The 22,801-nt window shown below is 31.1% G+C and carries 20 protein-coding genes; 19 read left to right on the top strand and 1 reads right to left on the bottom strand.

The features are described 5' to 3' along the window. Nucleotides 1-1,415, bottom strand: a 1,415-nt coding sequence (locus ACH2BG_RS02400; protein WP_395046136.1) for a sodium:solute symporter, incomplete at its 3' end; no start/stop codon positions are given. A gap of 133 nt (nt 1,416-1,548) precedes the next feature. Here ACH2BG_RS02400 and recR point away from each other — a divergent pair. From recR to ACH2BG_RS02305, 19 genes are all read left to right on the top strand, one after another. Then, nucleotides 1,549-2,169, top strand: a complete 621-nt coding sequence (gene recR / locus ACH2BG_RS02395; protein WP_395046135.1) for a recombination mediator RecR — start codon at nt 1,549-1,551, stop codon at nt 2,167-2,169. A gap of 74 nt (nt 2,170-2,243) precedes the next feature. Beyond that, nucleotides 2,244-3,035 carry a polysaccharide biosynthesis/export family protein gene (locus tag ACH2BG_RS02390; protein WP_395046134.1) on the top strand — a complete coding sequence of 264 codons (792 nt, stop codon included), beginning with the start codon at nt 2,244-2,246 and terminating at the stop codon, nt 3,033-3,035. Nucleotides 3,036-3,044: 9 nt separating this feature from the next. After that, complete coding sequence (locus tag ACH2BG_RS02385; RefSeq protein WP_395046133.1) at nt 3,045-5,489, top strand: polysaccharide biosynthesis tyrosine autokinase; 2,445 nt, start codon at nt 3,045-3,047, stop codon at nt 5,487-5,489. A 3-nt stretch (nt 5,490-5,492) separates the two neighbouring features. Next, nucleotides 5,493-6,473 carry an SDR family oxidoreductase gene (locus ACH2BG_RS02380; RefSeq protein WP_395046132.1) on the top strand — a complete coding sequence of 327 codons (981 nt, stop codon included), beginning with the start codon at nt 5,493-5,495 and terminating at the stop codon, nt 6,471-6,473. 10 nt (nt 6,474-6,483) lie between these two features. Beyond that, nucleotides 6,484-7,755, top strand: a complete 1,272-nt coding sequence (locus ACH2BG_RS02375) for a nucleotide sugar dehydrogenase (RefSeq protein ID WP_395046131.1) — start codon at nt 6,484-6,486, stop codon at nt 7,753-7,755. 30 nt (nt 7,756-7,785) lie between these two features. Next, on the top strand, nt 7,786-9,162 hold the full coding sequence (locus tag ACH2BG_RS02370; RefSeq protein WP_395046130.1) for a UDP-glucose 6-dehydrogenase: 1,377 nt from the start codon (nt 7,786-7,788) through the stop codon (nt 9,160-9,162). A gap of 5 nt (nt 9,163-9,167) precedes the next feature. Further along, the gene (gene rfbB, locus ACH2BG_RS02365; RefSeq protein WP_395046129.1) at nt 9,168-10,214 is read left to right on the top strand and encodes a dTDP-glucose 4,6-dehydratase; all 1,047 of its coding nucleotides are present in this window, start codon (nt 9,168-9,170) and stop codon (nt 10,212-10,214) included. A gap of 79 nt (nt 10,215-10,293) precedes the next feature. Further along, a complete protein-coding gene (gene rfbA, locus ACH2BG_RS02360; RefSeq protein ID WP_395046128.1) occupies nt 10,294-11,166 on the top strand; it encodes a glucose-1-phosphate thymidylyltransferase RfbA in 873 nt (290 codons plus the stop codon). Nucleotides 11,167-11,184: 18 nt separating this feature from the next. Then, on the top strand, nt 11,185-12,216 hold the full coding sequence (locus ACH2BG_RS02355) for a polysaccharide biosynthesis protein (RefSeq protein ID WP_395046127.1): 1,032 nt from the start codon (nt 11,185-11,187) through the stop codon (nt 12,214-12,216). A 7-nt stretch (nt 12,217-12,223) separates the two neighbouring features. Continuing rightward, complete coding sequence (locus tag ACH2BG_RS02350) at nt 12,224-12,640, top strand: WxcM-like domain-containing protein (protein ID WP_395046126.1); 417 nt, start codon at nt 12,224-12,226, stop codon at nt 12,638-12,640. A 9-nt stretch (nt 12,641-12,649) separates the two neighbouring features. Beyond that, the gene (locus ACH2BG_RS02345; protein ID WP_395046125.1) at nt 12,650-13,768 is read left to right on the top strand and encodes an NAD-dependent epimerase/dehydratase family protein; all 1,119 of its coding nucleotides are present in this window, start codon (nt 12,650-12,652) and stop codon (nt 13,766-13,768) included. A gap of 14 nt (nt 13,769-13,782) precedes the next feature. Further along, nucleotides 13,783-14,922, top strand: a complete 1,140-nt coding sequence (gene wecB / locus ACH2BG_RS02340) for a non-hydrolyzing UDP-N-acetylglucosamine 2-epimerase (RefSeq protein WP_395046137.1) — start codon at nt 13,783-13,785, stop codon at nt 14,920-14,922. 18 nt (nt 14,923-14,940) lie between these two features. After that, nucleotides 14,941-16,128, top strand: a complete 1,188-nt coding sequence (locus tag ACH2BG_RS02335; RefSeq protein WP_395046124.1) for a glycosyltransferase — start codon at nt 14,941-14,943, stop codon at nt 16,126-16,128. Between the two features lie 5 nt (nt 16,129-16,133). Beyond that, nucleotides 16,134-17,276, top strand: a complete 1,143-nt coding sequence (locus ACH2BG_RS02330) for an EpsG family protein (RefSeq protein ID WP_395046123.1) — start codon at nt 16,134-16,136, stop codon at nt 17,274-17,276. A 3-nt stretch (nt 17,277-17,279) separates the two neighbouring features. After that, entirely contained in the window at nt 17,280-18,419 is a 1,140-nt protein-coding gene (locus tag ACH2BG_RS02325; protein WP_395046122.1) for a hypothetical protein, read from the top strand. An 18-nt stretch (nt 18,420-18,437) separates the two neighbouring features. Next, nucleotides 18,438-19,421, top strand: coding sequence for a hypothetical protein (locus tag ACH2BG_RS02320; RefSeq protein WP_395046121.1), 984 nt, complete (start codon nt 18,438-18,440; stop codon nt 19,419-19,421). Nucleotides 19,422-19,433: 12 nt separating this feature from the next. After that, on the top strand, nt 19,434-20,516 hold the full coding sequence (locus ACH2BG_RS02315) for a DegT/DnrJ/EryC1/StrS family aminotransferase (protein WP_395046120.1): 1,083 nt from the start codon (nt 19,434-19,436) through the stop codon (nt 20,514-20,516). 110 nt (nt 20,517-20,626) lie between these two features. Next, nucleotides 20,627-22,153, top strand: a complete 1,527-nt coding sequence (locus ACH2BG_RS02310; protein ID WP_395046119.1) for an oligosaccharide flippase family protein — start codon at nt 20,627-20,629, stop codon at nt 22,151-22,153. Beyond that, nucleotides 22,150-22,801: hypothetical protein (locus ACH2BG_RS02305; RefSeq protein ID WP_395046118.1), on the top strand; the 652-nt coding region annotated here is incomplete at its 3' end. The genes ACH2BG_RS02310 and ACH2BG_RS02305, both read left to right, overlap by 4 nt.

Genomic DNA, 22,801 nt, shown 5'->3' with positions numbered 1-22,801 from the left:
TCATTGTCAATCACATAATTGCCAAATAATTTTGCCGAGTTTGTACTTATAAAATAACAAATCGCTGGCGAAATCAAACAGATAAAAGGAACCAGTTTGTCATGTACAGTTTTCGATTTTACAAACAAACCAAAACAATACAATCCTAAAAGTGGCCCGTAAGTGTACGATGCAATTTTGAAAATCATTTTCACTACCGAAGCATCGTTAAACGAATTGAAAATGACAATAACCAAAAACATCAAAAATGAAAATCCAAGATGAACAATATGACGCGTTCTTACAATATTAGGTTTGTTTAAGTTTTCGGTTTTGTCCATACTCAAAAAATCGACACAAAATGAAGTGGTCAAAGCTGTTAATGCCGAATCGGTTGTGGCAAAAGTAGCTGCTGTTAATCCTAATAAAAATACTATAGCGGGAATTAATCCTAATGATTTTAGTGCAATTTCAGGAAACAAAAAGTCAGTTCTGGCAACACCATCAACCATTGGAACTGAAATTCCATTCTTCTCAGCAAACATATAAAGCAAGGCTCCAACACTCAAAAAGAAAATATTAATAATCACAAAAATCCCTGTAAAAGTGAACATGTTTTTTTGTGCTTCGCCAATGTTTTTGCAACTCAAATTCTTCTGCATTAAATCCTGATCTAATCCAACCATGGCAATAGTTACAAATATTCCGCCTAGAATTTGTTTCCAAAAATAGTTGCCTTTATTGTAATCATCAAAGAAAAATATTTTAGAATAATTACTATTTTTCACTTCTTCAAAAGCACTAAAAACGCTTAAATCTAAACTTTTACAAATAAAAAAAATCGTTAAAAATACCGAAGAAACAAGGAAGAATGTTTGCAAAGTATCGGTAATAATAATCGTTTTCAATCCGCCACGATACGTGTAAGCAAAAATTAATAAAAGCGACATTAATACGGTAAATGTAAACGGAACGCCATAATAATCGAAAACATAACGTTGCAAAACGATAACAACAAGATACAGCCTAAATGCCGAACCAATAGTACGGCTAATCAAAAAAATAGTGGCAGCAGTTTTATAACTGATTATGCCCAAACGTTGTTCGATGTATCCGTAAATCGATGTCAGATTCATTCGGTAATACAACGGGAGCAATACTTTTGCAATGATGATAAATCCAATCGCATTTCCTAGCACAAACTGAAAATATTTGAATTGCAAATCAGGATTTCCTACTTCGCCCGGAACCGAAATAAAAGTTACACCAGACAATGCTGTTCCTATCATTCCGAAGGCAACAAGATACCATTTTGAGTTTTTATTGGCTTTAAAAAAAGCTTCGTTTCCGCTGTCTTTTTTGCTCACAACATGAGAAATAACAAATAAGATTCCGAAGTAAATTACAATAAGTGATAGGATTGCAAATGGTGTCATGAGGTAAAATTTATTTGTCGCAAAATACAAAAAAATGTTTAATCGGTTATTTGGTTATGTGGTTATTTGGAGGATTCCTTGAAACTAACAAATAACCACATAGCCAAATAAACAAAATGCTTACTTTTGCCATATGGAATTTTCATCAAAACTATTAGAAAAAGCGGTAAACGAAATGGCGCAATTGCCAGGAATAGGTAAACGAACGGCATTGCGATTGGTTTTGCATTTGCTAAAGCAACCCAAAGAGCGAACAGATTTCTTGGCACAATCGTTACTTACTATGCGTGAGGAAATTAGATTTTGTACAAACTGTCATAACATTTCCGATGTTGCTGTGTGCGAAATTTGCTCAAATCATAATAGGAATCATCAAATTGTTTGTGTGGTAGAAGATGTTCGCGATGTAATGGCTATCGAAAATACTGGTCAATTTCGTGGAATTTATCATGTTTTAGGAGGGAAAATTTCGCCTATAGATGGTGTTGGTCCAAGCCAGTTGAATATCACATCATTAGTAGAAAAAGTAAAATCTGGCAATATTTCTGAGATTATTTTTGCATTAAGCTCAACAATGGAGGGAGATACTACAAATTTTTATATCTATAAGCAAATAAAAGATTGTGAGATAATTACCTCGTCTATTGCTCGAGGAATTTCGGTGGGAGATGAGCTAGAATATGCTGATGAAGTCACGCTTGGGCGAAGTATTTTGAACAGAATTCCTTTCGAAAATTCCTTTAAAAATAATTAATTCAATTAAAAAGTATATAGGGTTTTATTTTACCAAATGAAAAACTATATTTGTTTCCAAAATTGTCATTAAAAATGAATAAAATATATAGTTTTTGCGCATTTGCAGTCCTTTTTTTGTTTGCTTCTTGCATACCAAATAAAGATTTGCTGTATCTTCAAAATAAAAACAATTCAAACCAAGAATCGACAATAACACCAGTGGTTTTGAAGCCTTACCGAGCACAAGTAAACGATGTTTTGAGCGTTAGGATAAAAGCGTTAGATCAGAAACTGGTAGAAATGTTTAACCCATCTTCGGTAGCAGGAGTTCAATCAAACTCTTCCGACGGGCTTTATTTTGATGGTTTTTCTGTAAATGATCATGGTGATATTCGTGTGCCAGTTTTAGGTGAAGTAAACGTACTTGGGCTAACATTAGACGAAATTAGACTAAAAATCGAGAAACAATTATTAGACGAATATTTTAATAAAGAAGCAGATATTTTTGTTACAGTAAAACTTGCGGGTATGCGATATACTGTAAATGGGGAAATTACTAGTCCAGGAACAAAAATTCTTTTTCAAGACAAAGTTACCATTCTCGAAGCGATTGCAAATTCTGGCGATATAACAATGGTTGGGAACCGAAAAGATGTCATGGTGGTTAGGCAATATCCTCACGGAACCGAAATGCACTCTATAGATTTAACAAGTAGCGAAGCACTAAAATCGCCATATTATTATGTGCAACCTAATGATTTTATATACATTAAACCGCTCAAACAAAAATCTTGGGGAACTGGTGTTAATGGTTTACAGTCGTTTACAACAATTTTGGCAGCAGTGTCATTATTGTTGACAACATTTTTATTGATAAAAAAATAAATTAGAATAATGCTCGATACTAAAGATTTTTCATTTTTTGAGACGCAAAATAATTTCGATTTCAAAGCCTTTTTTACAAAAATATTAGGCCATTGGAACTGGTTTCTTGTGAGTTTAATAATTGCTTTTACAATTGCATATCAAGTAAATGTAAGAAAAGAAAAAATATACGGAATTTCTACAACTATTGCGTATAAAGAAGAAAACAATCCTTTTTTTACAGCAAATACAAGTTTGGTTTTCAATTGGGGAGGAACGTCAGATCAAGTGCAAACACTTACAACAACTATAAAATCTCGTTCTCATAACGAAAGAGTTGTAAAGGAATTAAATTACTATATAGAATATTTACGTCAAGGAAAATACAACATACAAGATGCTTATGGCGAAGTCCCTTTTTATGTAAATATCAATAAAAATCTTCCGCAACTTGCAGGGCAACTTATCAATATAAAATTTGTTAGTCCAAACGAATACGAGATTTCTATAAACTTTGAAGAACCAAGTGTTTCTCTGATGAATTATACAACAGAAAAATCGAGTAATACAAATGTTCAGATTGGGGAGTTCAAAAAACGTTACAAAATTGGAGAACAGGTTTCCCTACCTTTTTTGCATTGGAAACTAGAATTAACAAACAATCCAGGGTTTTATGATGGTTCAAGTCACATGGTTAGATTTGCCAATTTCAATGGTGTTGTTGAAACTTATAAAGATTTAGAAATTAAAACTGACTCAAAAGGTGGCGCAATCATAGATTTAGATTTACAAGGAACAAATAAAGCCCGAATGGTCGATTATTTGAACGGAACAATCACCGTTTTAATGAATAGACAGTTGGAAGCTAAAAACCAGTTTGCAACCAATACAATCCGATTTATAGACAGCACACTTGTTGCGATGGAAGGCCAGCTAAAAGATACTGAAAGCGAGTTAAAAGATTTTAGTAGAGATAAAAATATTTTTGAAGTAGAGTTAGGTGGCGAAAAATTTACCGAGCAAATAACAAGTTTAGATGTCGAAAAAGATTTAATAAATAGAAAAATTGCTTACTATAATTCACTAAAATCATATTTAATAAATAGTGTCGATTACTCGAAACTTCCAGCACCATCAGTTGCAGGAATAGATGATCCAAATATTATTTCAAATGTATCAAAATTAACATCACTATCGGCAGAACGTGCAGAAATGTCTTATGCGGTAAAAAACGACAAAAAATTTAAAGATTTCGATATTCAAATGGACGCTTTAAAGAGAGTCTTGCTTGAAAATATTTCGTCTGCAAAAGCTTCAATTCAATATGATTTAGCTGTTGTTGATAAAAAACTAGGAATGGCCGAAAATACTATTAAAAAATTACCAGGACAACAACAAGAATTGGTAAAAATTAATAGAAAATATGATTTGAATAAAAGCGTTTACAACTCATTTCTTGAAAAACGAAGTGAAGCAGATATTGTAAGAGCTGCAAATTTATCGGACATACAAGTTATAGATCCTGCAAAAGATACGGGTGGCGGTTTATTAGGTCCAAAGACTAAAGTAAATTACGTTTTAGCCTTATTTTTAGGATTGCTAATACCTTTAATAATGGTGTTTGGAGTTACTATAATTGACAATACAATTAAGAATACAGAAGATATTACAAAGTTAACTAAGATTCCAATTTTAGGAGTAGTAGGTAAAAAGAATACCAAAAGTAATTTAGCAGTATTTGAAAAACCCAAATCTGGACTTGCCGAAAGTTTCAGAGCCGTAAGATCATCATTACAATTTTTGTACAAAAAACAGCAAGCAGGAGCAAAAACATTAATGCTTACTTCTTCTGTAAGTGGCGAAGGAAAAACTTTTTGTTCTATAAATATCGCAACAGTTTTTGCATTAAGCGAAAAGAAAACTGTAATTGTTGGACTCGATTTAAGGAAGCCTAAGATTTTTAAAGATTTTCATGTAGAAAATACGATTGGTGCTGTAAATTATTTAATTGGTCAAAAAACACTCGAAGAAATTACGCAAAAAACACCAATTCCTTTCTTAGATTTTATTTCATCAGGACCAGTTCCTCCAAATCCAGCAGAATTAATTATGGGAGAAACCATGAAAGAAATGCTAGATGAATTGAAACAAAAATATGATTACATAATTCTAGATACACCACCAGTAGGTTTGGTTTCTGATGCTTTAGAGCTAACGCCTTATTGTGACGCTACATTATATATTGTCAGACAAAATGTGACTAAAAAAGACATGTTAACGTTGGTTAATAATAAACACAAACGAGGTGAGTTAAGTAATATTAGTATTGTTTTTAATGGTTTCGAAAATAAAGCAAAATATGGCTATGATTATGGTTACGGATATGGTTACGGAACTTATGCAGATGGTTATCACGAAGAAGAGAAACGAATTAATCCGATTGTGAATTTTGTAAAAAATATATTCAAAAAATAAAGAATGCAATCATCAAAATTTAAAATACTCATAACTGGAGGAGCTGGGTTTATAGGCTCTAATTTGTGTGAATATTTTTTAGATAAAGGACATAACGTCGTTTGCTTAGATAATTTTGCAACAGGACATCGTTATAATATAGAGCATTTGTTGAGTAATAAAAATTTCACATTAATAGAGGCAGATATTCGCGATTTTTCAGATTGTCAGAAAGCATTAGTTGGTATCGATTATGTATCGCATCAAGCAGCATTAGGCTCAGTGCCAAGGTCTATTATTGACCCAATTACAACTAATGATGTTAATGTTTCTGGTTTTCTGAATATGTTATCTGCCGCTAAAGAAGCAAATGTAAAAAGATTTATATATGCCGCAAGCTCATCAACATACGGTGATTCTGAATCGCTACCAAAAATGGAAGACATTATAGGTAAACCACTTTCGCCATATGCTATTACAAAATATATAAACGAATTGTATGCCGATATTTTTAGTAAAACTTACGGAATAGAAACCATCGGGTTGAGATATTTTAACGTTTTTGGAAGGAAACAAGATCCAAAAGGCGTATATGCAGCAGTAATTCCGAAATTTGTTCAGCAATTTATGAATTATGATAGCCCTGTGATAAATGGAGATGGTAATTATTCTCGTGATTTTACATATATTGATAATGTGATTCAAATGAATGAATTGGCCATGTTTACTCAAAATCCTGAGGCTATAAATACTGTTTTTAATACAGCTTTTGGAGACAGAACGACGTTGAATGATTTAATAAAAAACCTACAATTCGAATTAGCAAAATTTGATTCGAAAATTGCCGAGGTAAAAATAATTTATGGGCCAAATCGTGCAGGAGATATTCCGCACTCGTTGGCAAGTGTCGATAAAGCAAAAAAAATGTTAAGCTATAGTCCAAAATTCTCTATGCAGGAAGGTTTAAAAGAATCTGTAAAATGGTATTGGGAGAATTTAAAATAGATTAATTACAATGAAAATAGCAGTAATAGGATTAGGATATGTAGGTTTGCCATTAGCAAGATTGTTTGCTACAAAATACAGCGTGGTAGGTTTTGATATAAATGCTAAAAGAGTATCGGAACTTAATTCTGGTTTAGATGTCACTTTAGAAATTAGTAAAGATTTATTACAATCAGTTTTAAAAACTGAAAACACAAACACAAACGGATTGTTTTGTTCGACTAATATCGATGATATAAAAGATTGTAACTATTATATAGTTACAGTTCCAACTCCAGTAGATAAAAACAACAAACCAGACTTAACTCCACTTTACAAATCGAGTGAAACCGTTGGAAAAGTATTAAAAAAGGGAGATATTGTTATCTATGAATCTACCGTTTATCCTGGTGTAACTGAGGAAGAATGTGTGCCTGTTTTGGAAAAAATAAGTGGATTAAAATTTAATATCGATTTCTTTGCAGGATATTCACCAGAAAGAATAAATCCGGGTGATAAAGAACATACGGTCGAAAAAATCCTAAAAGTAACTTCAGGATCAACACCAGAAATTGGAATCAAAGTAAACGATTTGTATAAATCTGTCATTACAGCAGGAACACATTTGGCACCAACCATTAGAGTTGCTGAAGCGGCTAAAGTAATCGAGAATTCACAACGTGATATTAACATTGCTTTTGTAAACGAATTGGCAAAAATATTCAATGTTCTAGGAATAGATACCCAAGATGTTTTAGAAGCCGCTGGTACAAAATGGAATTTTTTACCATTCAAACCAGGATTAGTCGGCGGACATTGCATCGGTGTCGATCCTTATTATTTGGCTCAAAAGGCACAAGAAATGGGTTATCATCCAGAAATTATTTTGGCAGGAAGAAGACTTAACGACAGTATGGGAGAATACGTAGCTTCGCAAGTAGTGAAGCTCATGAGTAAAAAAGAAATTGCGATAAATAATGCCGAATTGCTCATGTTAGGAATTGCATTCAAAGAAAATTGTCCTGATGTAAGAAATACAAAAATTGTTGATGTAATTTCTTCATTAAAAGAATACGGAATAAATGTTACAATCTATGATCCATGGGTAAATCCAGTTGAAGTTTCGCATGAATACAGTTTGCAAACCGCAAGAGAATTGCCGTCAATTAAGTTTGATGCTGTGGTTTTAGGCGTTGCGCATAACGAGTTTTTGTCCTTAGATTTTAAATCTTTACAAAAAGAAAATTCAATATTATATGATGTTAAAGGGATTTTAGGCAAACATGTCGATGGAAAACTTTAATTTTATAAAATTTTATAATAATTTCATTAAATGAAAATAAATTCTATTTGTTGTATTGGAGCAGGTTATGTGGGAGGTCCTACTATGGCTGTGATTGCACAAAAATGTCCAGATATAAAAGTTACAGTTGTCGATCTAAATGAATCAAGAATTGCCGCTTGGAATGATACTAATCTAGAAAATTTGCCAGTTTACGAACCAGGATTAGATAATGTAGTTGCCGAAGCTCGTGGTCGAAACTTATTTTTTTCGACCGATGTCGATAAAGCGATTGATGAAGCTCAAATGATTTTTATTTCGGTGAATACACCAACAAAAAATTACGGAGCAGGAAAAGGAATGGCTGCCGATTTGAAATATATCGAACTTTGCGCTCGCCAAATTGCCCGTGTTTCTAAACAAGACAAAATCGTTGTCGAAAAATCGACTTTGCCAGTTCGTACTGCCGAAGCTATCAAAAATATATTAGATCATACGGGAAATGGGGTTCAATTTCAGATATTATCCAATCCAGAGTTTCTCGCCGAAGGAACTGCGGTGCAAGATTTACATAATCCCGACCGAGTACTTATTGGAGGCGAAGATGAAGACGCAATCAAATCTTTAGTAGATATTTATTCCAATTGGGTTCCTGCAGAAAAAATATTAACCACCAATGTTTGGTCATCAGAATTATCTAAACTAACAGCAAATGCCTTTTTAGCACAAAGAGTTTCCTCAATAAATGCTATTTCTGAATTATGTGAAAAAACAGGTGCCGATGTTTCTGAAGTAGCAAAAGCCATTGGAATGGATGCTCGAATTGGATCGAAATTCTTAAAAGCCTCAGTTGGTTTTGGCGGTTCTTGTTTTCAAAAAGATATATTAAACTTAGTTTATATAGCAAAATCTTATGGATTGCATGAAGTTGCCGATTATTGGGAACAAGTGGTTATTATGAATGACCATCAGAAAAATCGTTTTTCTAGAAATATTGTGCAAACATTATACAATACCATTTCGGGGAAAAAAATAGCACTTTTGGGTTGGGCTTTCAAGAAAGACACCAATGATACAAGAGAATCTGCAGCTATAAATATTGCTCAGAATCTAATTGTAGAACAAGCAAAAATTGCTGTTTATGACCCTAAAGTTTCTGAAAAGCAAATAAAAGAGGATTTAATCAGTTTAGATGAAAATCAACTTAAATTAATACAGGTAAATCAAGATCCATACGAAGCTTGTCATAATTCCCATGCCATTGCAGTTTTAACCGAATGGGACGAATTTAATTCATACGATTGGAAAAAAATATACGATAATATGCTAAAACCGGCATTCGTTTTCGACGGAAGAAATCTTTTAGACAAAAAACAAATGACAGAAATAGGATTTACTTATATTGCAGTAGGAAGTTCAAATTTATAAAAAAAATGAAAAATATATTAATTACAGGAGGAGCGGGATTTATTGGTTCGCACGTTGTTAGAAGATTTGTGCAAAATTATCCAAATTATCATATTTATAATTTAGATGCATTGACTTATGCAGGAAATCTAGAAAATATAAAAGATATCGAAAACGAATCAAATTATACCTTTGTAAAAGGAGATATTGTTGACGAAAGTTTTATAAATGAGTTGTTTTCAAAACATAATTTCGAAGGGGTTTTGCATTTAGCTGCCGAATCTCATGTAGATCGTTCTATCGAAGATCCGTTGTCATTTGTAAAAACAAACGTAATTGGAACAATGAATTTGCTAAATGCAGCCAAGAACCTTTGGAAAGGAAATATGGAAGGCAAACGTTTTTACCATATTTCTACCGATGAGGTTTATGGTTCGCTTGGAGCAGAAGGATTGTTTACAGAAACCACGTCTTATGATCCTAACTCACCTTATTCGGCATCAAAAGCAAGTTCAGATCATTTTGTGAGAGCTTATGGTGAAACGTATGGTTTACCTTATGTTTTGACGAATTGTTCCAATAATTATGGTCCTTACCATTTTCCTGAGAAATTAATACCATTGTTCATCAATAATATCATCAATAACAAGCCATTGCCAGTATATGGTGACGGAAATTATACCCGTGATTGGTTGTTTGTAAAAGACCATGCCGTTGCGATTGATTTGGTTTTTCATGAAGGAAAAAATCATGAAACTTATAATATTGGTGGTTTCAACGAATGGAAAAATATCGATTTAGTTAAACTACTTTGCAAAGTAATGGACGAAAAATTAGATAGAGAAGCAGGAGAATCTTTAAAACTAATAACTTACGTAAAAGACCGTCCAGGTCACGATTTGCGTTATGCCATCGATGCTTCTAAAATCAATAAGGAATTAGGTTGGAAACCAACCGTAACTTTTGAAGAAGGTTTAGAGCAAACCATCGATTGGTATTTAAGTAATACAGATTGGTTAAATAATGTGACTTCGGGAGAATACGCGAAGTACTACGAAAAACAATATAATTAGACAACTTAGATAATATAGAATCTAAATTTTCTAAAAACCTAAGAAGTCTAAAAACCTAAGAAGTCTAAAAATCTAAATTATGAAAGGAATAATATTAGCAGGTGGTTCGGGAACAAGATTGCATCCACTAACACAAGTTGTGTCCAAACAATTGTTGCCAATATATGACAAACCAATGATTTATTATCCGCTATCGGTTTTAATGTTAGCAGGAATAAACGAAATTTTAATCATTTCGACACCACAAGATTTGCCTAATTTCAAAAGGTTATTTGGAGATGGAAGTCAAATTGGACTGAAATTGAGTTATGTAGAACAGCCATCACCAGACGGATTGGCACAAGCTTTTATTCTTGGAGAAGATTTTATTGGCAATGATGATGTTTGTTTGGTTCTTGGGGATAATATTTTTTACGGAGCTGGCTTGCAAACATTACTAAATAATGCTGTAAACATTGTTTCAGAAAAAAAAGAAGCTGTTGTTTTTGGTTATTATGTAGATGATCCAGAACGTTATGGTGTAGCTGAATTTTCTGAAGATGGAAAAGTTTTAAGTATCGAAGAAAAACCAGAAAACCCGAAATCTAATTTTGCGGTAATAGGTTTGTATTTTTATCCAAATTCGGTAGTAAATATTGCTAAAAATGTAAAACCATCACATCGCGGTGAGTTGGAAATTACAACAGTAAATCAAGAGTATCTTGAAGATAAAAAACTAAATTTACAATTGATGGGTCGTGGATTTGCTTGGCTAGATACAGGAACGCATGAGTCACTAACCGAAGCAACCGAATTTGTAAAAGCAGTAGAAAAACGTACAGGGCTTAAAATAGCCTGTATCGAAGAAGTTGCTTACAGAAAAGGATTTATCGATAAAGAAAAGTTTGTAGCAACAGCGACCAATTTAGGAAAAAGTAGTTATGCAGACTATTTGAGAAAAATAGCGAAATAATAAAAAGAAGAACAAAACATGTTTAAAGATAAAATCCTTTTAATAACTGGCGGAACGGGTTCATTTGGAAATGCAGTTTTACAACGATTTCTTCATACAGATCATTTTAAAGAAATTAGAATTTTTTCTCGAGATGAGAAGAAACAAGACGATATGCGCAATCAATTGAAAAACGATAAGTTAAAGTTTTATATTGGAGATGTTAGAGATTATAAAAGTATTGAAACTGCAATGCGTGGTGTAGATTATGTATTTCACGCTGCAGCCTTAAAACAAGTGCCTTCTTGTGAGTTTTTCCCTATTGAAGCTACAAAAACGAATGTTTTTGGTACGCAAAATGTTATTGATGCAGCAATTGCTAGTAAAGTAAAAAAAGTAATTTGTTTAAGTACTGATAAAGCAGCTTACCCTATTAACGCTATGGGAATATCCAAAGCATTAATGGAAAAAGTAGCTATTGCAGCTTCTAGAAATGTTACCGAAACCACCGTTTGTCTGACACGTTACGGAAATGTAATGGCTTCTAGAGGTTCGGTTATTCCATTGTTTCTTAATCAAATTAAAAACAATGAAATTATTACTATTACTGACCCTAAAATGACTCGTTTTTTAATGTCATTAGAAGAGGCGGTAGAATTAGTGCTATTCGCTTTCCAACATGGAAATTCAGGAGATTTATTCGTTAATAAAGCACCAGCAGGAACTATAGGAGATTTGGCTCAAGCATTAAAGGATATTTGTAAATCAGATTGTGAAATAAAAATTATAGGAACTAGGCACGGTGAAAAACTCTATGAAACATTATGCACTAGGGAAGAAATGGTGAAAGCTGAAGATATGGGCGATTTTTATCGCATTCCTGCAGATAACAGAGATTTAAATTATGCGCAATATTACTCTGAAGGAGAACAAGACTTGTCTGAAGTAGACGATTATAATTCACATAATACATCACAACAAGATGTTGAAGGAATGAAACGATTATTAATCAACTTACCACTTATTAGAAAAGAAGTTTTTGGTGAAGATGTGATGCAATATCCAGGATAAAAGTAATATGATTCCTAAAATAATAAAAGGCAATTCACATACAGATCAAAGAGGCAATTTGTTTTATAACAATAATTTTGATTTGTCGGCAATTAGGAGAATTTACATTATTGAAAATAAAAGTGTAGATTTTATAAGAGCTTGGCAAGGACATAAAATAGAACAACGCTGGTTTACTGCCACTAATGGTGCTTTTAAAATCAAGTTAATTAAAATCGATAATTGGGAATCAGTTTCAACACATTTAGAAGTAATAGAGTTTAATTTAAATGCTGAAAAATTAGATGTACTTCATGTTCCTTCTGGTTATGTTAGTAGTATTCAATCTTTAGAAAAAGACGCTACATTGCTAGTTATGTCAGACTATTTATTGGGAGAGGTTAGTGATGAATATCGTTTCGATGCGGATTATTTTAAAAGTTAAAAAAGAAATATGTTAAGAGTAGGAATAACTGGACAACAAGGTTTTGTAGGAACTCATTTGTTTAATACATTAGGTCTGAATCAAGGAGAATTTGAACGAGTAAGTTTTCATAAAAATTTCTTTAATGACAATGTGCTTTTAGATCAATTTGTATCTCAATGTGATGTTATTGTTCATTTAGCAGCAATGAATAGACATGCTGATCCGCAAGTGATTTATGATACTAATATTAATTTAGTTCATCAGCTTATTCATTCATTAGAAAGAACTAAAAGTAAAGGACATGTTATTATGTCGTCCTCTTTACAAGAAGAAAAAGACAATTTGTACGGAAAATCAAAAAAAGAAGGGCGAGAACTACTTTCAAACTGGGCGATTAATTCAGGAGCTGTTTTTACAGGATTAGTAATTCCTAATGTTTTTGGACCATTTGGATTGCCGTTTTATAATTCAGTTGTAGCTACTTTTTCGCATCAATTAACTAATAATGAAGTTCCGAAAATTCAAGTAGATGGCGATTTAAAACTAATTTATGTAGATGAGCTAGTTTCAGCCATCATTACTAAGATAAGAGAAAAAAAACAAGAACCATTCGTGTTATTAAATCATACTGCCGAAGCCAAAGTTTCTGAAATTTTATCTTTGTTAGAAAACTATAAATCAAAATATCAGGATAGTGGAGAAATTCCAGTTATAAATAATACTTTCGAATTAAATTTATTCAATACATTCAGATGTTATATGAATGTAGGAAAACATTTTCCAGTAAAATATACACAACATACAGATGACAGGGGAAGTTTTGTTGAAATTATTAGATTAGGCATAGGAGGTCAAGTCTCTTTCTCGACCACTTTTCCAGAAATTACAAGAGGTAATCATTTTCATACTAGAAAAATAGAAAGGTTTTCAGTCATAAAAGGTAAAGCCTTAATACAATTAAGAAAAATAGGAACCAAAGAAGTTTTAGACTTCTATCTAGACGGTGATAATCCAGCCTATGTTGATATGCCAATTTGGTATACCCATAATATAAAAAATGTAGGTGATGAGGTTTTATACACCAACTTTTGGATTAATGAAACTTACAATCCTAACGACCCAGATACTTATTTCGAAAATGTTTAATTGATTTTATGATGATGAAAAAGTTAAAAGTAATGACAGTAGTTGGGACACGTCCCGAAATTATAAGACTCTCAAGAGTTATGGCTGCTTTAGATGCTTCGGAGGCAATTGAACATATTATTGTACATACAGGTCAAAATTATGATTATGAACTTAATCAAATATTTTTCGATGACTTACAAATTAGAAAACCTGATTTTTTTTTAAATGCTGCTGGTGATAGTCCAATGGAAACAATTGGCCAAATTTTAATAAAAATTGACCCATTATTAATTTCTGAAAATCCAGATGCTTTTTTAGTTTTAGGAGATACTAATAGCTGTTTATGTGCTATTCCAGCTAAAAAAAGACAAATACCAGTATTTCATATGGAAGCTGGGAATCGTTGTTTTGATCAAAGAGTTCCCGAAGAAACCAATAGGAAGATTGTAGATCACACAGCTGATATCAATTTAACATATAGCGATATTGCAAGAGAATATTTATTGAGAGAAGGACTGCCTGCCGATAGAATAATAAAAACTGGCTCGCCTATGTTTGAGGTTTTAACACACTATTTACCATCAATAAAATCATCAACCATAATTCAAGATTTAGGCTTACAAAAAGAAAAATATTTCGTAGTTTCTGCTCACAGAGAAGAAAATATTAACTCAGACAGGAATTTTTTCAATTTAATGAATAGTCTAAATTCAATTGCGGAAAAATTTAATTATCCAATTATAGTAAGTACGCATCCTCGGACAAGAAATAGAATTGAAAAAGAGAATATCAAAATGAATTCACATATTCAATTTCTTAAGCCAATGGGATTCAATGATTACAATGCATTGCAAATGAGTTCTTTTGCTGTGTTGTCAGATAGCGGAACCATTTCTGAAGAGTCTTCAATTTTAAATTTTAGAGCATTAAATATAAGAGAAGCCCATGAAAGACCAGAAGCAATGGAAGAGGCATCGGTCATGATGGTTGGACTTTCTACCGATCGTATTATGCAAGGATTAGTGCAACTTCAATATCAAAAAATAGGAAGTGAACGCAACCTTCGTTATGTAGCCGATTATTCTATGCCAAATGTTTCAGAAAAACTGGTTCGTATACTTTTAAGTTATACGGATTATGTTAAACAGAATGTCTGGAAACAATATATTTAGTAGTACATGAAAATTTTAATGATTAATTCTGTTTCTGGATATGGAAGCACTGGAACAATTTGTGAAGACATTGCGTTTGTGCTTGAAAGGGAGGGACATGAATGTTTCATAGCTTATGGTCAAGCTACTACAAATTATAAAAAAAGTTTTAAAATTGGAACAATACTTGAAAATCACCTGCATAATTTAGGGTCAAGAATTTTTGGAAAGCAAGGTTATTTTACTACAAATGGAACCAAAAAATTGCTAAATTATATCGATTCAATTAATCCAGATATTATTCATTTACATAATTTACATGGTAATTATTTAAACCTACCTATTTTGTTTGCGTATCTAATAAAACGCAATAAACCCGTTGTATGGACATTTCATGATTGTTGGGCTTTTACAGGAAAATGTGCACATTATACAGATGTGGCTTGTTACAAGTGGCAATCACATTGTAGTCAATGTCCACAAACTAAAAAATACCCAGCTAGCTTGTTTTTAGATAGATCAAAATTAATGTTTTCTGACAAGAAGGAATGGTTTACTAGTATTGAAAATTTGACTGTTATAACCGTTTCGAAATGGTTAGAAAGTCAAGTAAAAAAATCTTTTTTTAAAGAGCGTACAATTAAAACAATATACAATTGGGTAGATGTCGAAATTTTCAAACAGATTGATTCAAAAGAAGTTATAGTAGAATATGGTTTGAATCCAAAAAAATTCACAATACTATTGGTTAGTGCCCATTGGAGCGAGAATGATGTAAAATGGATAGATCTATTAGCGTTGTCAAAACTTATCTCAGATGATATGCAAATAATCGTTGTTGGTCATGTTGAAAGTAAGTCAAAATTACCAGAAAATATTTTTCATATTAATTATATAAATAGTAAAATTAAGCTAGCGCAATTGTATAGTTTTTCGGATGTTTATGTACATTTGTCGACTGAGGATACTTTTGGTAAAGTAATTGCAGAAGCACTAAGTTGTGGTACTCCAGCTATTGTATATGATGTTACAGCTTGCCCAGAAATAATAGGAGAAGGCTGTGGTTATGTCGTTGAAAAACGAAATGTAAATCAAATGGCGAGTGCGATAAACACAATTAAGAAAAATTCAAAAACATTTTATTCAGCAAATTGCCGAAATTTTGTAATTGAAAATTTTAATATATATTCAAATATCAATGCAACTATTGATATTTATAAAAGTTAAAAAAGATGATATTTAATTTAATAGTCATGTTGTTTAATCTTTTTATTGGACTTCATTTTTTGCTAACTTATAAAGGTGATGTTGATAGTTATAAGATTAAAAAAAAATACATCATCATTTGTTCTGTCGTTTTAATTTTGCAATCGGGTTTGCGCAATGTAGCCGTTGGAGATGATACTTACACCTACTTTATGGGTTACGAAAGTCTAAGTCATACTTCGTGGAGGATGGTAATCAGTGATTTTAAAGAATATTATGAATATGGAATTGGTAAAGATCCAGGTTTTGATATTTTTCAAAAAATGCAACAAACAATAATTTATAATTATCAATTTTTTTTATTTATTGTTGCCGTTCTTTTTTTTATTGTATTTGGTAATTTTTTACTCAAAAACTCACAACGTTTTATAGATGTTATTTTAGGTTTTTTGATTTATAGCGTTCTGTTTTATTCGTTTTATTCGTTAACTGGGATTAGGCAAACTATAGCAACTGCATTTACTTTATATAGTTATGAGTTTGTAAAAAAGAAAAAAATTATTCCTTTTGTATTGTTAGTTCTAATCGCCTCAACGATACACAAGTCTTCCATTTTTTTCTTTATTTTTTATTTTTTATGTAGAATAAAAAACACAAAATATTTATTTAATATAATGCTGTTTATGTTTCCAATTTTCTTTCAGTTTAAAGATAAAATGGCAAATTATTTAATGATTGTAAGTGGATATGATAAGTATGAAGTAATGGACGGTGGAGCAGTTACGTTTACGGTTTTCTTTCTAATTATAGGTATAACTGGTTTGTTAAGAAGAAAAGCGGTTTTGAGTAATAATCCAGTTTCCTTAAACTATTATAATGCTTTTTCTATCGTTTTAATTTTCTTACCAATAACATGGATTAATCCTACTTTTATGAGGATAAACATGTACTTTACTATATTTTTGACGTTATTTATTCCAGAAATTTTATATTCTTTTAAAAACATCTCTTCAAAGATGAAAAACGAAGTAACAATTCTCGCTATTGTCGTTTTAATGTGTTTGTACATAAAAGGGAGTTGGGATAAAGATCAGGAGATGCCTTATGGTTTTTATTGGGAAGAAATGCGTTTGCCGAAACACTATTATACAAGAGATGATTATTATTAGCGAATGAAAAATAAAATAAAATATGTTGGGTTTTATGACGAACAAAATTCTAAAAAGAAAAGAGTTTCTTCTTTAGCAGCAACCAACAAAATGGACTATATATATGACTCGCTTCAAGAAATAGGTTGTGAGGTATGTATTGTTTCACCTTCTTGGTTTAATGATTCATGTGTTTTAGATTCAAAATTAATAAATGAAGAAAATCAGCTTAAAAAAAAGAATGTAAAATTTGTTCCTTCATCTTTTACTTCAAATAAACTTACACGAGTTTTAAAAATTGCTTTCTCTTTATTATGGTTAATTAGCTATTTAGTTTTTTTTGTAAAAAAAGGAGAAAAAATTATCGTGTATCATTCACCTTGGTTGGCATTTCCAGTTTTGCTAGCTAAACGAATTAAAAAGTTTTATCTAATACTAGAAGTTGAAGAAATTTATCATGATGTTTCTTCAATAAGTAAAATTTTTACTTTTTTTGAAAAAAAGATTATAGACAAAGCAGATGCTTTTCTTTTTTCTACAGATTTGTTACAGGAAAAAGTAAATCACATAAAAGACAAACCTAATATTATTATTTATGGCAATTATAAAGTTTATGAAACTTTAAATGTGCCTTCAAATGATGGTAAGGTGCACTTGGTTTATGCGGGAATAATTGATAGTCATAAGGCAGGGGTTTTTAATGCATTAGAAAGTTGTAAATTCTTACCGAGTAATTATATTTTGAATATTGTAGGATTTGGAGAGGTTGAAAAATTGCAAAAGCAAATTTTGGAAGTTAATTCAGATTCAGCGTGTAAAGCTTATTTTTATGGAGAAAAAAAAGGAGAAGAGTATATTAAGTTTTGTCAGGCTTGTCATATAGGATTAAGCACTCAAAATATTGATGGAGAATATGTAAATTCTTCTTTTCCTAGTAAGATTTTATCTTATTTAGGAATGGGACTAAAAGTTGTATCTTGCAAAATAGATTGTGTTTCAAATTCAAAAATTGGAGAATTAGTAGTGTATTATAATAAAAATAAACCTAAGGAAATTGCAGAAGCAATATTGAACGTTTCGTTTGATAAATCAATAGATATTAAAAGTCAAATAAGAAAACTAGATACTGATTTTAAAGAACAGTTAAAATCATTGTTATATTAAATTTACTTTATTCATCTTATGAAAAAGAAAGCAATATCAAAAGTCCCAGTATTATTAATGTTTTTTGTTCGTCCAGAAAAGCTAATGCATTCTTTTGAAGCAGTAAAAAAAGCTAGACCCGAAAAATTGTTTTTGGTGTCAGACGGACCAAGAGTCACACATCCGAATGATAAATATTTAAATGATCAATGTAGAGTGATTGTTGATGATATAGATTGGGAATGTGAAGTGCATCATTTTTATTCTGAAGAAAATAAAGGAATGCATTACATTGCGATGACTGCATTCAAAAAAACTTTCGAAATTGTAGATAGACTAATTTTTCTTGAAGACGATGTAGTGCCTTGTCAAAGTTTTTTCCCTTATTGTGAGGAACTATTAGAAAAATACAAAGATGATTTAAGAATTCAAAAAATATGTGGTATGAATCATCAAGGAGTTTATGAATCACCAAGTGCCGATTATTTTTTTTCAAAAGCAGGCTCAATTTGGGGTTTTGCATTATGGAAAAGAACCTTTGAAGCCTTTGAAGAAGATTTAGCTTTTACCCAAGATGCCTATCATTTTAATTTACTTTTAAAATCGTTACCTAAGACCATTAATGGCTCTGCGAAAAGGAATTCAATTCTGTTAAGAAAGCAATGGGAAGCAGATCAAAATACTGTAGTCCCTTATGAATTAGCTAACGCGGCTTCATTTTATTTAAACAATTCATTGCTAATTGTACCTAAAAAAAACATGATAAATTGTATGGGTATTTCTGCAAATGCAGGACACAATGTTGATCATCCGTTAAAATTACCTAGCGTAATAAGAAGTTTATTTTATATGAAAACATATGAACTAACTTTTCCTTTAAAGCATCCAAAATATATTATTAATGATGTTGACTACGAAAAGATAGTTTTAAATAAAATGGGAAAAAATAAATTCATTCTTTTCACCAGAAGAGTTGAAGGTGTTTTGAGAAGAATTTTTTATGGGTATTTGTTGAAAAAATAAATTATTGAAAGTATGATTCCAGTTACTAAACCGTTTTTGCCACCAAAAGAAATATATTCTAATTATTTAGAAGGGATTTGGCACAGACAATGGCTAACCAATATGGGTCCATTGGCAAGTGATTTGGAGTTGAAATTAAAAGATTTTTTAAAATTAGACCATTTGCTTTTCGTAACAAACGGTACTGTAGCACTTCAAATGGCTATTAAAGCATTAGATTTAAAAGGGGAAATAATAACCACTCCTTTTTCATTTGTAGCAACAACAAGTTGTATTGTTTGGGAAAATTGTAGTCCAGTTTTTGTAGAGATTAATAAAGAGTCTTTAAATATTGATCCATTAAAAATTGAAGCAGCAATTAATGAAAATACTTCTGCAATATTGGCTACACATGTTTTTGGGAATCCTTGTGATGTAGTTGAGATTGAAAAAATTGCAAAAAAATACAATTTGAAAGTTATTTATGATGCTGCTCATGCTTTTAAAGTAGAAATTGAAGGGAAATCAATATTTGAGTACGGCGACATTTCTACATGTAGTTTACATGCCACTAAGCTATATCATTCAATTGAAGGAGGTTTTGTTGTTTCTAAAAATTCTGAATTAATCAAAAAAATGGCGTTTATTAGAAATTTTGGATTTAATGGGCCTGAAGCATTTGCAGAGTTAGGAATAAACGGAAAAAATTCTGAATTTCACGCCGCAATGGGATTGGCCAATTTAAAGTTTATAGATGAAATAATTTCCAAAAGAAAAACTATTTCTAAAAGATACGATGAAAAACTTAAAGATCTTAAAATTGTAAAACAAAAATGGCATTCGGGTTCTGTGAATAATTACGCATATTATCCAGTAATTTTTGAAACCGAAGAAATGATGCTTAAAAGTAAGGCTTATCTTGAAAAGCATGAAATTTTTACCAGAAGATATTTTTATCCGTCACTTGCAAATACGTTACCTTATTTGCAACCTAAAAATTTCTCGATTACAGATGATATTGCTAAAAGAGTTTTGTGTCTACCGTTATATACAGATTTGACAATTGAAGAAGTTGATTTAATATGTAGATTATTGTTAAGAACTCAAAATAATTAAATAGATGCAAATAATTGCAACAAATTCAGTTGTTACAAAAAACATTTCGGATAATTATAGCCATATAAGAGTTTCTGCAAGAATTATTAAAGAAAATTTACCTTTCAATTTTGAGTGATTCCAAACAAATAAAAATAGGCGCTTTAATTTCCTATATCTCTGTAGGATTCAATATTCTAGCAGGAATTTTGTATACTCCTTGGATGATTTCTATTATTGGAAAATCTGATTATGGGATATATGTTCTAGTAATGGCTTTGTTGTCTTATTTTGTAATGGATTTTGGTTTAGGTCAAGCCATTGCTAGAAAAATAAGCGTGTATAAACTAGAAAATAATCAAAAAAAAATAGATGAATTACTAGGTTTAGCTTCAAAATTTTATCTTTTAATCAGTTTAATAATACTAACAGCACTTGTTCTTAGTTATTTTTTTCTAAACAATATCTTTGGAAAACTGACGCATGAGGAATTTCAAAAGTTAGAAGTTGTTTATGTAATAAGTGGTGTTTTTAGTGTAATTTCATTTCCGTTTCTAATAATGGAAGGAATTTTTATTGCCTATCAAAGATTTATTTTTCTAAAATTATGTGATGTTATCAGTAAAGTTGCCATCATCATTGCTATGGTTGGGGCATTGTTTTTTGGATACAAACTATATGCATTAGTATTGATTAATGCTGTTATTGGCTTCCTGCTTATTTTTGTAAAATTCGGCTATCTTTTTAAAAATACCTCAATAAGGATTAACTTTAGCTTTACGGATAAAACTGTTCTTAAAGAATTAATGGGTTTCTCCTTTTGGACCACAATAATTGGAGTAGGACAACGATTACTCTTTAATATCTCCCCAATTCTATTGGGAATTCTTTCAGGAACCAGTCAAATTGTTTTTTTTTCCATAGGAAATATCATTGAAGGCTATACTTGGACTATTGCCAATGCTCTTAACGGATTGTTTCTTTCCAAGGTTACCCATCTAGAATCTAAAGAGAATAACCTTAAATCAATAACCGACTTAATGATTAAAGTCGGAAGAATGCAATTGACAATTATAGGGCTTTTATTCGTTGGATTAATTATCCTAGGAAAACAGTTTATATTATTGTGGATGGGAGAAGGATATGAACCCTCTTATTATATTGTATTGTTATTGGTTTTACCTGGAATTATAACATTAACACAAGAAATCGCGGGAACTTATCTGATTGTTTTAAATAAATTAAAAATTAGAGCTATAATTATATTGTTTACATCTGTTTTAAGCGTTTTTATTTCATTTTCCCTAGCTCCAAAATATGGTGCAATAGGTTGTGCAATAGGTATTTTTGTTGCAAATTTACTTGGACAAGTCGTTGGAATGAATTACATATATTGGAAAGTTATTAAACTTGAAATCCCTCGTTTTTTTAAAGAATGTTATTTGAGTATGGTTTTGCCAATAGTAGTAACATTACTTGTTGGCATAGCAGTAAACTATTTTATATTACAAATAAGTATAGTAATATTTATTATGAAAGTAATAATAATCAGTTTTATTTATTTAATGATGATGTGGTTCTTTGGACTTAAAACGGATGAAAAATTGTTGTTTCAAAATGGAATAACTAAATTGCTACAAAAACTAAAATTAGTATGAAGCCTAAAGTTTTAGTAATAAGCCGAGATTCTTGGAATGATACAAACAATAGTGGAAACACCTTGTCTAATCTATTTCAATATTGGGAATCTGATAAAATCGCTAATTTATATTTTAGAGACGAAATTCCTAACAACAAAGTTTGTACTCAATATTTTAAAATTTCTGAAAGCCTACTTGTTAGAAAATTTTTAAGAAAAACAAAAGTAGCTGGTTTAAAGTTTGAAAAAAGATTGGATGAAACAAGAGAGATTGATAATGAAATAGAATACCAAAAAACAGAAAAAAAACTATACGATTTTTTTAGAAATAATAGATGGTATCTGTTTTTGTGGGCAAGAGAGTTGTTATGGTTTATAGGAAAATGGAAGAGCAAAGAATTAGATGATTTTTTAGAAGAACTTAGTCCGGATATTATATATTCTCCGTCGTATGACTCTTTCTATATGCATGCTGTTTTGTATTATGTTCAGAAAAAAACCAAGGCAAAAGTTGTTTATTTTCATTGTGATGATTTAGTTACTTATAGGCAATATTCACTATCGCCATGGTATTGGGTTAATAGATTTGTCCTCCGAAACTATATGAATAAAAGTATAAAAATGGCCGATTTAAATTATTGTATAATAGATGAGCAAGCTAGAGTAT

Origin of the sequence: Flavobacterium sp. (genome assembly GCF_043779715.1) — a bacterium.
Lineage (GTDB): Bacteria > Bacteroidota > Bacteroidia > Flavobacteriales > Flavobacteriaceae > Flavobacterium.
The sequence above is the reverse complement of the archived record's forward strand: the minus strand, read 5'-3'. Positions and strand labels throughout refer to the sequence as shown.